14 protein-coding genes and 1 pseudogene are annotated in these 14,946 nt (G+C 61.4%); 8 read left to right on the plus strand and 7 right to left on the minus strand.

Going from position 1 to position 14,946, the window contains the following annotated elements; all coding sequences use genetic code 11:
• The 5 genes and pseudogenes from GTP46_RS19605 to GTP46_RS19625 form a co-directional block, all read left to right on the plus strand.
• Positions 1–290 (plus strand): annotated as a pseudogene (locus GTP46_RS19605) (hypothetical protein); the annotation flags it as partial.
• 81 nt (positions 291–371) lie between these two features.
• Positions 372–785, plus strand: coding sequence for a hypothetical protein (locus tag GTP46_RS29510; protein ID WP_202414355.1), 414 nt, complete (start codon positions 372–374; stop codon positions 783–785).
• Positions 782–1,465, plus strand: coding sequence for a C39 family peptidase (locus GTP46_RS19615; protein ID WP_161008320.1), 684 nt, complete (start codon positions 782–784; stop codon positions 1,463–1,465). The genes GTP46_RS29510 and GTP46_RS19615 overlap by 4 nt, the downstream gene beginning before the upstream one ends.
• A 20-nt stretch (positions 1,466–1,485) precedes the next feature.
• Complete coding sequence (locus GTP46_RS19620) at positions 1,486–1,962, plus strand: hypothetical protein (RefSeq protein ID WP_161008321.1); 477 nt, start codon at positions 1,486–1,488, stop codon at positions 1,960–1,962.
• Between the two features lie 27 nt (positions 1,963–1,989).
• Positions 1,990–3,198, plus strand: a complete 1,209-nt coding sequence (locus GTP46_RS19625; RefSeq protein ID WP_229259030.1) for a type IV pilus assembly protein FimV — start codon at positions 1,990–1,992, stop codon at positions 3,196–3,198.
• A 70-nt stretch (positions 3,199–3,268) separates the two neighbouring features.
• On the opposite strand, the gene GTP46_RS19630 is transcribed toward GTP46_RS19625, so the two are convergent.
• The 5 genes from GTP46_RS19630 to GTP46_RS19650 all read right to left on the minus strand — a co-directional run bounded on the left by GTP46_RS19630 (position 3,269) and on the right by GTP46_RS19650 (position 10,400).
• Complete coding sequence (locus tag GTP46_RS19630; RefSeq protein WP_161008322.1) at positions 3,269–4,765, minus strand: efflux transporter outer membrane subunit; 1,497 nt, start codon at positions 4,763–4,765, stop codon at positions 3,269–3,271.
• A gap of 1 nt (position 4,766) precedes the next feature.
• Positions 4,767–7,952 (minus strand): efflux RND transporter permease subunit, encoded by a 3,186-nt coding sequence (locus GTP46_RS19635; RefSeq protein ID WP_161008323.1) that lies wholly within the window; start codon positions 7,950–7,952, stop codon positions 4,767–4,769.
• 4 nt (positions 7,953–7,956) lie between these two features.
• Positions 7,957–9,183 carry an efflux RND transporter periplasmic adaptor subunit gene (locus GTP46_RS19640; RefSeq protein WP_161008324.1) on the minus strand — a complete coding sequence of 409 codons (1,227 nt, stop codon included), beginning with the start codon at positions 9,181–9,183 and terminating at the stop codon, positions 7,957–7,959.
• Between the two features lie 141 nt (positions 9,184–9,324).
• Positions 9,325–10,191 carry an alpha/beta hydrolase gene (locus GTP46_RS19645; protein ID WP_161008325.1) on the minus strand — a complete coding sequence of 289 codons (867 nt, stop codon included), beginning with the start codon at positions 10,189–10,191 and terminating at the stop codon, positions 9,325–9,327.
• Positions 10,188–10,400, minus strand: a complete 213-nt coding sequence (locus tag GTP46_RS19650; protein WP_161008326.1) for a hypothetical protein — start codon at positions 10,398–10,400, stop codon at positions 10,188–10,190. The genes GTP46_RS19645 and GTP46_RS19650 overlap by 4 nt, the downstream gene beginning before the upstream one ends.
• Positions 10,401–10,536: 136 nt before the next feature.
• Between GTP46_RS19650 and GTP46_RS19655 the strand changes: the two genes are divergently transcribed.
• Genes GTP46_RS19655 through GTP46_RS19665 form a run of 3 tightly spaced genes read left to right on the plus strand, consistent with a single transcriptional unit; the run spans position 10,537 to position 13,250 of the window.
• Positions 10,537–11,487, plus strand: a complete 951-nt coding sequence (locus GTP46_RS19655) for a LysR family transcriptional regulator (protein WP_161008327.1) — start codon at positions 10,537–10,539, stop codon at positions 11,485–11,487.
• Positions 11,484–12,446 (plus strand): D-2-hydroxyacid dehydrogenase, encoded by a 963-nt coding sequence (locus GTP46_RS19660; protein ID WP_161008328.1) that lies wholly within the window; start codon positions 11,484–11,486, stop codon positions 12,444–12,446. Before GTP46_RS19655 ends, GTP46_RS19660 begins: the two co-directional genes overlap by 4 nt.
• A 6-nt stretch (positions 12,447–12,452) precedes the next feature.
• Positions 12,453–13,250, plus strand: a complete 798-nt coding sequence (locus GTP46_RS19665; RefSeq protein ID WP_161008329.1) for an alpha/beta fold hydrolase — start codon at positions 12,453–12,455, stop codon at positions 13,248–13,250.
• On the opposite strand, the gene GTP46_RS19670 is transcribed toward GTP46_RS19665, so the two are convergent.
• Positions 13,247–13,729 (minus strand): VOC family protein, encoded by a 483-nt coding sequence (locus GTP46_RS19670; RefSeq protein ID WP_202414356.1) that lies wholly within the window; start codon positions 13,727–13,729, stop codon positions 13,247–13,249. The genes GTP46_RS19665 and GTP46_RS19670 overlap by 4 nt on opposite strands.
• A 2-nt stretch (positions 13,730–13,731) precedes the next feature.
• Complete coding sequence (locus GTP46_RS19675) at positions 13,732–14,877, minus strand: alpha-hydroxy acid oxidase (protein ID WP_161008330.1); 1,146 nt, start codon at positions 14,875–14,877, stop codon at positions 13,732–13,734.
• Positions 14,878–14,946 lie beyond the last annotated feature (69 nt).

Below are 14,946 nucleotides of genomic sequence, written 5' to 3' on the forward strand. Positions count from 1 at the left end.
CCGGAGCCGGTGGTGACAGCGGCAGCGGCGGCGGTGGCAACACCGGCGGCGCGGGCGGCAGCGCTGGCACCACCAGCGGCGGCATGGCCAATGGCGGTGCGGGTGCGGCAGGCACCGGCGGCATGGGCGGCACCAACAATGTCAATGCCGGCACCTTCAATATGTCCAACACGATGAGCAATGTCGGCCAATCGGCAGCGGGCATCATGGTCATCAGCCAGAACAACGGCTTCTCCTCGCTGATCCAGCAAAGCGTCAACGTTCAGGCCAACCTGGCAGTTGGCAAGTAAGGGTAAGTAAGGGCAAGTAAGCCTCAGCAACCAGGCGGCCTGCAATGGGCTGCCTGGCACAGTAATGAACGGGAGGACACCATGCATCAATTGATCTACCGTGGCTGTATCGCCATCGTTGTGGTTGCCGTACTGACGGGAGCCAGCGCGCAGGCCGCCGAAACGGCGGTGCCGCCAGCCGAGGCTGCGGCCGACGCCAAGCCAATGCCAATGACAACAGCCGACAGCAAGGCCACCACCGCGCCATTTAGCGTCACACCGCGCCAGGATGAGCGGCGGCTGGAACAGCTGCGCGGCGGCAGCGAGCCGGTCTGGAATGACATGAAACTTAACGGTACAGTAGGCGCCAACAGTGCGCAAAACGTGGTCACTGGCGCCAACACCATCACCGATGGCGCCTTCGCCAACGCCGTCGGCCTGCCGACGGTGATCCAGAATTCCGGTGCGAACGTTCTGATCCAGAACGCCACCATCGTCAACGTGCAAATCCGATGAACGCGCTGGCGCCAGTCCTGATGGTGGCACTGGGCGCAGGCACGCCCTTGGCTGCCGGCGCCGCCGACATCATGGGCCTGGGCAACGCCAATTTGCGGGTGCACGTGACCAGCCTCAAGGAGGCCCGTTTCGCCGCCACCATCCGCCAGCAGTATGACTTCAGCTGCGGCTCCGCCGCGCTGGCCACCCTGCTCACCTATCACTACGGCTATGCCCTCACCGAGCAGCAAGCCTTTGAAGAGATGTTCCGCAACGGCGACCAGCAAAAAATTCGGCGCGAAGGTTTTTCGCTGCTGGACATCAAGCGCTTCCTCGAACGGCGCGACTTTCACGCCGACGGTTTCGAACTGCCGCTGGAAAAACTGCGCAGCGCCGGCTTTCCAGCAATTGTCCTGTTGGAGGAAAACGGCTATCACCATTTCGTGGTGCTGAAAGGCGTCGACGACACGCGAGTACTGATCGGCGATCCGGCTGGCGGCACCCGCGCCATGAGCCGCCCGGCATTCGAGGCACTGTGGCGCAGCAAGCTGCTATTCGTGATTCATGCGGCGCCCCGGTCCGCCCAATTTAACGATCCCAATGAATGGCGCGTGGCGCCGCGCGCAATGCTGGGCAGCGCGGTGTCGCGTGACAGCCTGTCCACGCTGACCATGGCCAAGAATGGCCTGGGCGACTACTGAATAAAATCAAGGAGACTGGCATGCACAAACTCATGTGGTACCTGGCACTGCTGCTGGCCATGCCGGCCCGTGCCGCCGAGATGCCGCCGGACTGGCAGCCGGTGGAAGAAATGGTGCTGGCCAGCCTGCGCGGCGGGCTGGACACGGGCCAGGGGCTGATGGTGTCGATCGGCATCGAGCGGCTGGTATCGATCAACGGCAGCACTGTCTCCAGCGCCAGCTTCAGCGTCGGCGCCAATGCCCAGGCGGACGCGCAAACCCAAGGTCTGCTGCCCTCGAACTACACCGTGGTGCAGAACGGCGTGGGCAACCAGGCCATGCCGGGCGCGATGCCAGGTGCGATGGCCGGGCTGGTGCTGCAGAACAGCGCCAACGACCAGCTGCTGCGCAGCCAGACCACCATTAGCGCCTCGGTCAACAGCTTGTCGGCGCTACGCAATATCAATTTCGAAGGAAGCTTGCGCCAGGCCTTGGCGTATGGAGTCGGGCCGCATTGACGCGCCCGCATGACAAAGGACATCACTATGGCGCTTACCCGACCATTGTGCACTGGGGCAGCGTTGCTGCTGTTGACCAGCTGCGCGGCACAGGCCCAGGAGCAACCCATCGCCATCGACGCCCTCAGGGCGCGGCTGGCAGCCATGCAGCAGCAATTGGACGAGCAGCAGCGCCTGCTGCAACAGCTCGTCGCGGCGACACCGGCCGCGCTGGCCAAGCAGCGCGGCGCCGGCCAGGCCAGTGACACGGTCGGCCAGGCGCCGCCGCGCGACAGCCGGCCGCCGGAAGTGGCGCCCTTGTTCGAGCAGCCTGGGGTGCTGACCGCTAAAGGCCAGTTCGTGCTGGAGCCCTCGCTGCAGTTCGGCTACTCGTCCAGCAACCGGGTCGCGCTGGTCGGCTATACGATTATTCCGGCACTGCTGATCGGCCTGGTCGACGTGCGTGAGGTCAAGCGCAACACGCTCACCGCCGCGCTGACCGGGCGATATGGCCTGAACAGCCGCACCGAGATCGAAGTCAAACTGCCGTATGTCTACCGGTCCGACACTACCATGAGCCGTGAACTGTTTACCGGCACCGCAGTGGACCAAGTATTCGGCACCAACGGCAAAGGCGCCGGCGACCTGGAACTGGCGTTGCGGCGCCAGCTCAACGAGGGTGGTCCCGACAGCGCCTACTATGTCGGCGGGCTGCGTCTGAAAACCCGCACCGGCCGTGATCCGTTCGAAGTGGTCACCGACTGCACCCAGCGCTGCGTGGGCGATAACGCCACCGGCACCGGCCTGCCGCTGGACCTGCCGACCGGCTCGGGCTTCTATGCCTTGCAGCCCAGCCTGACCTGGCTATTCCCGTCCGATCCGGCGATTTTCTTTGGCAGCGTGAGCTACCTGCATAACTTCAAGCGCAACAACATCGGCCGCAAGGTGCTGAACGGCGAAATGGAATGGCTGGGCACCATTGCGCCGGGCGATGTGATCGGCTTCAACTTCGGTATGGGTCTGGCGTTGAATGACAAGGCCTCGCTCAGCCTGGGCTATGACCATAGCTCGATTGCCCGCACGCGCCAGAACGGCGTGCCGGTGCCGGCCTCGGTGCGCACCCAGCTGGGCACGCTGGTGACCGGCTTCTCCTACCGCATCAGCGCTCAGCGCACCATCAGCGTGACGGTGGGCGCCGGGCTGACCCGCGACACACCGGACGTTTCCTTGTCCGTGCGGCTGCCAGTGACGCTGTAGGCTGCGGCGAAAAAAAAACCGCCCGCCTGAACGCGCTCAAGATCGCGCTCAGTGCAGGCGGTTTTTTCCATTATTGCTGCGCCAGTTTGGTTGGCGGCGCATCGCCCCAGCCGCCACCCAGTGCGCGAATCAGCGCCACGGTGGTGACTGCGCGATTGCCACGCAACTGCACCGCGCTGCGTTCCACCGCAGCCAGATTGCGCTGCGCGTCCAGCAGATCGAGGTAGCTCGAACGGCCAGCCGTGTACAGCTTCTGCGCCAGATCAGCGGAGCGGCGGGCCGACACCACGGCATCATCAATCTGTGCCGTCTGGCCAGCCAGGATACGCAGGCCTGCCAGGTTGTCTTCCACTTCCGCAAACGCCGTCAGCACGCTCTGACGATACGTACCAACCGATTCCTCCAACGCTGCTTCGCTGCGGGTGATGTTGGCCTTATTGCGGCCACCATCGATCAACGGCATCGACAACGCTGCGCCCAGCAGCCACGAACGGCTGCTCCACTTGAACACATCCGCTACGGTGCCAGCCGAAGTGCCGCCCGCATTCGCGTTCAGCATCAGCGACGGGAACATGGCCGAACGCGCCACACCGATACGCGCATTCGACGCTTCCATCGAACGCTGTGCAGCAGCGATGTCCGGACGACGTTCCAGCAGCGTCGATGGCAGGCCGGCAGGAATCACCGGCAGCAGCGTGGTGTCCAGCAGCGGGCTCGCGCCGGCCGTGTAGCTGGCCGCCGGTTTGCCCAGCAGGACCGCCAGCGCATGCTCGGTGGTCACGCGTTGACGCTGCAGGCCAATGGCTTCGGCTCGCGCCGTCGCCAGTTCGGTCTTGGCACGCGACAGATCAAATTCGCCGATATCGCCCAGGTCAAAACGACGCTGGTTGACTTTGACGTTTTCTTCACGCGTCTGCACCGTGCGGTTCAGCGTTTCCAGTTCCGCGTCGGTGGAACGCAGGCGGAAGTAAGTCTGCGCCACATCGGCTTGCACGGCCAACAGCACCGAGCGGTAGTTGGCTTCAACCGAAGCCGCGTCACCACGCGCCGCTGCCACGTTGGACGATACGCGGCCGAACAAATCAACCTCGTAGCTCGCCGTCAGGTTGGCGTTGAACACCTTGCCCGGCGCTACCGGCGTACCGGCAGGCAGGCCAAGCGCCACATCCGACTGCTGCACGCGCTGCGCACCGGCAGCGATGCCGACTTGCGGAATGCGGTCCGCTTCAGCGATACCGGCAATGGCGCGCGCCTGCTTGACGCGGGCCGCAGCCACGGCCAGGTTGGCGTTGGCGCGGGTGGCTTCGTTGACCAGCTCATTCAAGGCCGAGTCATTGAAAGCTAGCCACCACTCGCCGCGCGGTTGCGCTTCGGCGGCCTGCGCCTGCTTCCAGGTGCTGCCGTCAGCAGCGGTCTTGGTGGCCGCTGCGTCAGGAGCTTGCGATTCTTTGAACGCGGTCGGCACGTCCATCGCAGGCTGCTTGAATTCCGGTGCAGCGCACGCGGTCATCAGCAAGGCCGCGAGAATCGGCGCGACGCCTTTTGCGATCATATGCAGCTTGTTCATATCAGTGGGTCCCTTCCAGTTTTGCCGGGGCGGCATCGCCAGCCACGGCAGGTTTTTTCTCCATGCGCACCGCCAGGGTACGCAGCAGGACGTAGAACACCGGCGTCAGGAACAGGCCGAAGAAGGTCACGCCCAGCATGCCGGCAAACACCGCCACACCCATTGCATGACGCATTTCGGCACCGGCACCGTGCGAGAACACCAGTGGCAGCACGCCCATGATGAATGCGATCGACGTCATCAGAATCGGACGCAGACGCAGGCGGCAAGCTTCCAGCGCGGCTTCTACGATGGTACGGCCATGGTGTTCCAGCTCCCGCGCAAACTCTACGATCAGAATCGCATTCTTCGACGCCAGGCCAACCAGCACGAACAGCGCAATCTGGGTGAACACGTTGTTATCGCCGTGGGTCAGCTTCACGCCAATCAGCGCGCACAGGATCGACATCGGTACGATCAGGATCACGGCCAGCGGCAGGGTCCAGCTTTCGTATTGCGCAGCCAGTACCAGGAATACCAGCAGTACGCACAGTGGGAACACGTAAATCATGGTGTTACCCGACAGGATGTCCTGATACACCAGCTCCGTCCATTCGTAGCCTATACCCTTCGGCAGGACTTCGTTGACGATCTTGGTCATCTCGGCCTGTGCTTCGCCCGACGATACGCCAGGAGCTGGAGCACCGTTGATCTCTGCGGCCACGTAGGCGTTGTAGCGCTGTACGCGATCCGGGCCATAGCTGTCTTTCACGCGCATCAGCGAGGACAGGGGAATCATCTCGCCCTTGTCGTTGCGGACTTTCAGCTGGGCGATATCTTCTGCGTGCGAACGGAATTGCTGGTCAGCCTGCACACGCACCTGATAGGTACGGCCAAACTGATTGAAGTCGTTCACATACAGCGAGCCCAGATTGATCTGCAAGGTCTGGTAGATGGTATTCAGCGGCACGCCCAGTTGCTTGGCCTTGGCGCGGTCAATGTCAGCGAACAGCTGCGGCACGTTGATCTGGTAGCTCGAGAAGACGCCGGCCAGTTTCGGGTTCTGCCACGCTTTCATCTGCACCGCTTGCACGGCTTTGTACAGCGCGTCGTAACCCAAGTTATCACGGTCTTCGATCATCAGCTTGAAGCCGCCGGTGGTGCCCAGGCCATTGACTGGCGGTGGTGGCAGCACCATCACAAACGCGCCTTCAATCGCGCCCATGCGCTTGTTGATTTCAGCGGCAATCGCTTCGGCCGATTCGCTAGGCTTGGTACGCTGGTCGAATGGTTTCAAACCAGTGAACACGATACCGGCGTTAGGCGCGTTGGTGAAGCCATTGATCGACAGGCCTGGGAAGGAGATTGAGTTCTCCACGCCCGGGATTTCCTTGGCGATGTCCGACATCTTGCGAATCACAGCATCGGTGCGGTCCAGCGACGCTGCGTCAGGCAGTTGTGCGAAACCGATCAGGTACTGCTTGTCCTGCGCCGGTACGAAGCCAGGTGGCACCACTTTGAACATGAAGCCCGCAGCAACAGCCAGCACGGCGTACACCACCAGCGAACCACCTTTGCGTTTCAACACGCCGGTCACGCCGGCTTCATAGCTGTGCGATGCGCGGTTGAAGAAGCGGTTGAACCAGGCGAAGAAGCCGCCGAAGACTTTGTCCATGCCACGGGTCAGCGCATCTTTCGGTGCGTTGGTCGGTTTCAGCAGCGATGCCGCCAGCGCAGGCGCCAGGGTCAGCGAGCTGAATGCCGAGATCACGGTCGAAATCGCGATGGTCAGTGCGAACTGCTTGTAGAACTGGCCGGACAGGCCGGAGACAAACGCGATCGGTACGAACACGGCGCACAGCACCAGTGCAATCGCGATAATCGGACCGCTTACCTCTTTCATCGCCTGGATGGTCGCTTCGCGTGGATTCAAGCCGTCGTGAATATTACGCTCGACGTTTTCCACCACCACGATCGCATCATCGACCACGATACCGATAGCCAGCACAAGGCCGAACAGCGACAGCGTATTGATCGAGAAGCCAAAGCCCAGCATCACGGCGAAGGTACCCACCACCGACACAGGAACGGCCAGCAGCGGTATCAACGATGCACGCCAGGTTTGCAGGAACACGATCACCACCAGTGCCACCAGGATGATAGCCTCAACCAGAGTGTGGATCACGGAGCGGATCGATTCACGCACGAATTGGGTCGGGTCGTACACAATGCTGTATTCGACGCCTTCCGGGAAATCTTTCGACAGGCGAGCCATGGTTGCACGCACGTCGGACGACAGTTGCAGCGCGTTGGCGTTCGGAGCTTCGAAAATGGGAATCGCGACTGCCGATTTGTTGTTCAGCAGCGAGCGCAGTGCGTAGGAGTTCGAACCCATCTCCAGGCGCGCCACGTCCTTCAGCAGCGTTACCGCGCCGTCAGCGTTGGTCTTCAGGATGATGTTGCCGAATTCTTCTTCCGACTGCAAACGGCCTTGCGTGTTGACGGTCAGCTGGAAGTCCGCGTTTTTGCTTGGGCCTTGGCCGATTACACCGGCAGCCACTTGCACGTTCTGCTCGCGAACAGCATTGACCACATCACCTGCGGTCAGGCCGCGCTGCGCCACTTTCTGAGGATCGAGCCAGACGCGCATGGCGTAGTCGCCCGAACCAAACAGCTGTACCTCGCCCATACCGGGCAAGCGTGCCAGTTGGTCTTTGATGTTCAGCACCGCGTAATTGCGCAGATACAGGTCGTCGTAACGGCCGTTCGGCGAATTCAGGTGGACCACCATGGTCAGGTTAGGCGAAGCCTTCACCGTCGTCACGCCGATCTGGCGCACTTCTTCCGGCAGGCGTGGCAGCGCGCGTTGGACGCGGTTCTGCACCTGGGTTTCAGCTTGCTCGACGTTGGTGCCGATCTTGAAGGTGACGGTCAGCGCCAGCGCACCGTCCGAGGTATTTTGCGAGGACATGTACAGCATGTTCTCAACGCCGTTGATCTGTTCCTCAAGCGGCGCGGCCACGGTTTCGGCAATGATCTTCGGATTCGCACCCGGATACTGCGCGCGCACCACCACCGATGGCGGCACCACGTCCGGATACTCCGAGATCGGCAGCTTGAAGATGGAGATCAAGCCGGCGACAAAGATAACGATCGACAGTACCGCCGCGAAGATCGGCTTGTCGACGAAAAATCGAGAGATGTTCATTTAATTATTCCTTGGAGGTGCCCGTTTTGGCAACGGCTACTTTCTCTTCTTTCTTGGCCACGTTGGCTGCCAGCGGATCGGAATCCATCGGCACCACGGTCGGGGTCAGCGGCGAACCTGGCTTCACGCGTTGCAGGCCGTTGACGACGATCTTCTCGCCCGGCTTCAAGCCATCGCGCACCACGCGCAGGCCGTCGATTTGCTGGCCCAGAATGACCGGACGGTATTCAGCCTTGTTGTCCTTGTCGACTACGAACACGAACTTGCGGTTCTGGTCCGTGTTGACGGCGCGATCGTTGATCAGCACTGCGGCCTTGGCGCCGGTGCTGCCTTCCAGCTGCACGCGGGCGAACAAACCTGGCACCAGGATGCCGTCCTTGTTGGCAAGGGTAGCGCGCATGCGCACCGAGCCACTACGGACGTCGAGCTGGTTGTCGACGAATTCCAGCTTGCCTTCATGCGGGAAGCCGGTTTCGTTGGCGAGGCCGATCTTCACGGTGGCTGGCTTGCCTTGGTGGGCAGCGGCGCCGACGCGCAGGTAGGTGTCTTCGTCACCATCGAACGATGCGTAGATCTGGTCCAGCGACACCACGGAGGTCAGCACGGCCGATGCGTCGACCAGGTTACCCAGCGTGATTTCCGCTTTCGATACACGGCCGTTGATCGGCGAAGTCACTTGGGTGTAGCTCAGATTCAGCTTGGCTGCTTCGTACTGCGCTTGTGCGGCGCGGGCGTCGGCGTCCAGCTGCTTGTAACCCGATGCCGAAGCGTCATACTCGCGCTGCGCGATGGCTTTATCGGCCAGCAGTTTTTCGGCGCGGACCAGTTCCACTTTCGCCAGGTCGGCCTTGGCGCGCGCCGAGTTGGCGGCGGCTTCGGCACGGTTGGCTTCAGCCTGGAACGGACGCGGATCGATGACGAACAGGACGTCGCCCTTCTTCACTTGCGAACCCGGTTTGAAGTTGATCGCGGTGATGAAGCCGCCAACGCGCGGACGAATCTGCACTTGCTCGATGGCTTCCAGACGGCCCGAGAACTCCTGCGTCTCGATGATGGTTTTCTCGACCACGGCTGCTGCCGAAATTGGAGGACCGCCCGCACCTGCCGGTGCTTCTGCTGCCTTGCCGGTGGCTTCGCCACAGCCGGAAAGTGCAATTGCGGCCAGGCCCGCCAGCGCCATAGCGGCGACCAAAGGTCGGGCTACGACAGTCATTGATTTAATGTTTTTCATTTTAAATCCTTTTTGTATGAAAATTATTAATAGAAAAGGCGGCACCGGGCGGTCTCAGGAAAATCGAGAAAACACGGTACTAGCGCCCCGCTGGCAAGCCAATGGGGACGTGACTCTTTACTGCTTTAGGGTTGGGGAATCCTATGCGGCTGGCGGTGTCTCAGACCGGTCCAGGCCGGCGATGAAGCCGGCGATTTCTCCCAGCGCTTGACATCGGCAAGCGCATTCGTTGCGTGCCTCTAAATCGTTCAGAGGCGCCGGCTGCATGCGCCGGACAGTGGTTTTGACGCCGCACGAAATCAGCTTGGCGCCATATTGTTCCGCTTCGTCGCGCAGCGGATCATCTTCGGTCGACAGGATCAATGCCTGCGGCAGGTTTTTCAAACGGCTCGATTGCAGCGGCGAGGCGTATGGGTGCGTGCGGTCGGCGGCATTCGGCAGGTAGCCGCGGTAGGCTTTCGCGCAAGCGTCGGCCACGTCCAGCAATTCCGGTGCGGCCTGCATCTCGCGCATCGAGCAAGTGGTCAGGCCTGGATCAAGCATCGGCATGATCAGGATTTGGCCCGTCAGTGCTGGACCGCCGCGATCACGTGACATCAGCGCTACCACTGCTGCCAGGTTGGCGCCCGCTTCAATGCCGGACACCAGCAGCTGCTTGCCGGTCCAGCCCAACTTGGCCTTGTTCTTCTTGGCCCACAGCAGCACTGCGTGTGCATCTTCGACCGCCGCCGGAAACGGCTTTTCCGTCGCCAGCGTGTAGGCCGAGGCTAGCACGCTGACGTGCGGGCTGTCGTCTGCCAAATGGCGCAGGAAAATATCCGCGTCTTCCAGGTCGCCGCCGACAAAGCCGCCGGCGTGAAAGAAGACCAGCAGCGTGTCGCGTTTGATGGCGACTTCACCGCTGGTGTAGAGACGCGCCGCCAATGGACCTTCCGCGCCTTTGACTTCAAGTGCGCGGATTTTTAGTTGGTCCGACAGCGTCGGCAGCTTCTCTACTGGATTGTTCATTGTTGCACCGTACCCGATTCATTGGAGGACAACATGGTAACAGGATCACAAACGATCTCGTCACCGCTGGCCACCAGCGTGAGGGCGCGAACGCCACGAACTTCCGCTTTCGCGGTATGAGAATAGGCGTCGGTATATACCACGCCTGCCAGTGCTACCGACGTTGCCGCCAGTGTGATCGTTGCAAAAATTGCATCCCGATATTTCATGATAAGTCCTCCTTTCTTCGTCTGTATTTTGTGCAATACGTTTGTGCAGTACAGCAATCTTAAACTTGTTCTACAATCCGATAAATACGGCAAAGATGAATTGATTGTTCAGAATCCCGAACAATGAGGGTGAAAGATGAATAAACTTCAAGCGATGGAAGTGTTTGTACAGGTGGTGGACGCCGGCGGCTTCACGCGCGCAGCGGAAAATATGAAGCTGCCCAAGGCGACGGTGTCTACCCTGATCCAGGCCCTGGAGACGTCGCTGGCGGCCAAATTATTGCATCGGACCACGCGCCACGTGAGCGTGACGGCTGATGGCGCCGCCTATTATGAGCGCTGTTTGCGGATTTTGTCGGACGTGCGCGAGGCCGAGGAGTCGCTGTCGCGCACCCGGCTCAGTCCTTCCGGGCGGCTGCGGGTGGATGCGCCGACTGGCTTGTCGAGCGAGGTGATTGTGCCCGCCCTGCCGGACTTTTTCGAGCGCTATCCGGATATCCAGCTGGAGCTGGGCGCCAGCGACCGTACCGTGGACCTGGTCGAGGAAGGCGTGGACTGCGCGGTGCGCGGCGGGCAGTTGGGCGATTCGAGCCTGATCGCGCGCCGGGTCGGCATCCTGCACTTTGTAACCTGTGCCACGCCCGGCTATCTGGAACGCTACGGCCGGCCGGCGCATCCGAACGACTTGCTGCGTCACCGCTGCGTGAACTATTTTTCTTCGCGTACCGGTAAAATCTTCGACTGGGACTTCACGCGCGACGGCGAGCGCGTACAAGTCGCCCTGCCCGGCCTGATCGCGGTGAACGACACCAACTCGTACACGGCGGCGGGACTGGCGGGACTGGGCATCGTGCAGATGCCGAACTTCCTGATGGAGCCCATGATTAAAGACGGCCGCTTTGAAATCATCCTGGACGAATGGATCAGCGACGCGCTGCCGGTGCACGTGGTGTATCCGCAGAACCGCCACCTGTCGGCCAAGGTGCGCGTGTTTGTCGAGTGGATAGCCGAACTGTTTTCGAATCACCCGGCGATGCGCCTGCCGAAAGGGCCAGCGCGCACGCCATCGATGGAGATAACCATATGACCCAACGCATCGTCTTTCTTGACCGCGATAGCGTAATCGCCAATGTGCGCAAGCCTTCCTTTGCGCATGAGTGGATCGACTACCCAGGCACACGCGCCGGCGATGTCGCGCAGCGCCTGCGTGATGCACGCGCTACCGTCGCCATCACCAACAAAGTGCCCATCTCGGCGGACGATCTGGCGCAGCTGCCGGACTTGAAACTGATCGCGGTGGCGGCTACCGGCGCCAATATGATCGACCTGGCAGCGGCAGCGCAGCGCGGCGTGGTGGTCTCCAACATCCGCAACTACGCGGTGCACACACTGCCCGAGCATACCTTTGCACTGATCCTGGCGCTGCGCCGCCAGCTGGTGGCCTATCGCGCCGATATCGAAGCGGGGCTGTGGCAGCAGTCTGAGCGCTTCTGCTTATTGGGTCATCCGATTTCCGATTTGGCGGGCAGCCGTCTGGGCCTGTTCGGCTACGGCGCGCTGGGCAAGGCAACGGCGCAGATCGCGCGCGCGTTCGGCATGGAAGTCATCGTACACAATCGCTCCCCACTGCCGGATGCAGCTGCGGATGGCGTGCGCGAAGCCAGCTTCGACGAAGTGCTGGAGACGTCGGACGTGGTGAGCCTGCACCTGCCACTGACCGACAAAACGCGCAACATGATCAGCGCCAAAGAGCTGATACGCATGAAGCGCAACGCCCTGCTGATCAACACCGCGCGCGGTGGGCTGGTAGACGAAGTGGCGCTGGCAGACGCGCTACGCACCGGCGTAATCGCCGGCGCCGGCTTCGATGTGCTGATCACCGAACCGCCACCAGCCGACAACGTCCTGCTCAACCTGCGCCTGCCCAACTTCATCCTCACGCCACATTCGGCATGGGCCAGCACGCAAGCGATGCAAACGCTGGTTGATCAGCTGATCGATAACATTGAAGCCTGGGCCGCCGGCTCGCCACGTAACCTCGTATAAAAATCCATGAAAAAAATCTCGATCCCGTTCGCCCTCCTGCTGGCCAGCGCCAGCATTTACGCAGCGCCGCCGGCTGGACAAGACGCTCTCGCCGGGCCGCAAATCAAAGTTGATGTGGGTGGGCGCAAGCTCAATATGTACTGCGCCGGTAAAGGCTCGCCGACCGTGTTGTTCGAAGCCGATACCGGCCGCGCGGGTTGGGATTGGTCGGCCGTGCTGCCGGAAGTGGCGAGGCGTACGCGCGCTTGCGTGTATGACCGGGCCGGCCTCGGTTCCAGCGATCCGATCATCCGCGCATCGACCGTCGCCAACGCCAGCAAGGATTTGAATTTCCTGATCAAGAACGCGCACATCGAGGGTCCGTTCGTGCTGGTCGGCGCAGGTTATGGCGCGATGGTGGCGCAGCATTTCGCCCTGCGCTCGCGCGGCGCCAATGTGAGTGGCTTAGTGCTGGTAGAGCCGATGAACGAAGACGCCCTGCCCGCCGACCGCGCTGCGAAACTGGACGCAGTAGTCGCCTGCCTGACCGCCGTCGAACAAGGCAAGAGAGGAGCCGGTTGCGACTATCCAACGACCAGCATCAACGGCGACATCGGCCCGGCGCTGGCAGCGGCACAAGCAGCGCAAACCGCCAAGCTAACGTACTGGCGCGCCCGCGCTTCGGAACTGGATAGCCTCGACACCAGCGCCGACCAGCTACGCAAAGCCCGCAAGCCCTTCGGCGACATCCGCGTGACAGAAGTGCCACAAGCAGAACCGGCAGTAATCACCGCCGCCGTGCTGCAAATGCTGGAAGCGCGCTAATTTAGTTTATCGACTACGAGGTGATGGGCGTCATCGAACACCCACACTGGCTCATAGTCAACTTCAAACAGGTGACCATCGGGATCCTTGAAGTAGCCGGCAATGCCCCAGTTGGTGCGGGTGGCGTGCTTGACGATCACCCCACCCGCCGCTTCCGCTTGCGCCAGGATGCAGGGCACGTCCTCCGGCTTACGCGCCATGTGAATCAGCGCAACGCCGGAGAAACCAGACTTCTCAGCAGTCGGCTCTAGCGCATCGTTGGCAAGATCGCTGCGGTTGATCAGGCTAATCGCATAGCCGCCCATGTTGAACTTGACGAAGCCGTCGCTGCTGGTCGGCGAGCGTTGCCAGCCCAACGCTTCATAAAACCGCGCCGCCTTCGCGACATCCCTCACGCCGAGCAGCACCATCTGCATGCGCTGGCTCGGCGCCTGTGTTTCACCAGAAATGTAGGTATGTCCTACTGCTTGATCCAGCATGGTCAAAAACTCCCCGGCAGCAGGATATTTTTATCCACCTTGCGTACGTCGCGCAGGCCGCAGAAGGCCATAGTCAAATCCAGCTCGTTGCGAATAATGTCTAGGCACTTGCTAACGCCTTGCTCGCCCATCGCGCCCAAACCGTATAAGAAAGGACGGCCGATGTAGACGCCTTTCGCGCCCAGCGCCAGTGCCTTGATGACGTCCTGGCCCGAGCGAATGCCGCCATCCATATGGACTTCAATCTGATTGCCGACTGCATCGGCGATACGCGGCAACGCGCCGATTGAGGACTCGGCGCCGTCGAGCTGGCGGCCGCCGTGGTTGGAGACGATCAGCGCATCCGCGCCACTTTCCACGCACAGGCGCGCATCTTCCGCATCCATGATGCCTTTGATGATCAGCTTGCCGCCCCAGCGCTGCTTGATCCACTCCACATCTTTCCACGACAAGCTGAGATCGAACTGCTGCGAGGTCCACGAGGACAGCGAGGACATGTCCGACACCGATTTGGCATGGCCGACGATATTGCCGAAGCTGCGGCGCGGCGTACCCAGCATGCCGAGGCACCAGCGCGGCTTGGTGGCAAGGTCGATCAGGTTGGCGATGGTCATTTTCGGCGGCGCGGACAGGCCGTTGCGCAAATCCTTGTGGCGCTGGCCCAGCACTTGCAGGTCCAGGGTCAACACCAGCGCTGAACAGTTGGCGGCCTTGGCGCGGTCGATCAGGCGGTTGATGAAATCGCGGTCCTTCATCACGTACAGCTGGAACCAGAACGGCTTGCTGGTATGGGCGGCGATGTCTTCAATCGAACAGATGCTCATGGTCGACAAAGTGAACGGTACGCCGAATTTCTCGGCGGCCTTGGCCGCGAGGATTTCACCGTCAGCGTGCTGCATGCCGGTCAGGCCGGTGGGCGCGAGGGCGACTGGCATGGCAACGTCCTGGCCGATCATGCTGCTGGCCAGCGAGCGGTTTTCCAGGTTGACGGCAACACGCTGGCGAAATTTGATCTTGGTGAAGTCTTCGTGATTGGCGCGGTAGGTGGATTCGGTCCAGGAACCAGCATCAGCATAATCGTAAAACATGCGCGGCACGCGCTTCTTGGCCAGTACGCGCAGGTCTTCAATATTGGTGATGATGGTCATGCCGTCTCCCTTGGTGATTATCAAGAGATAATCGGGCATTTTTAAGAAAATGCCAACAGGGAAATATGC

It is taken from the genome of Duganella flavida, assembly GCF_009857445.1.
Classification (GTDB): Bacteria; Pseudomonadota; Gammaproteobacteria; order Burkholderiales; family Burkholderiaceae_D; genus Rugamonas; species Rugamonas flavida.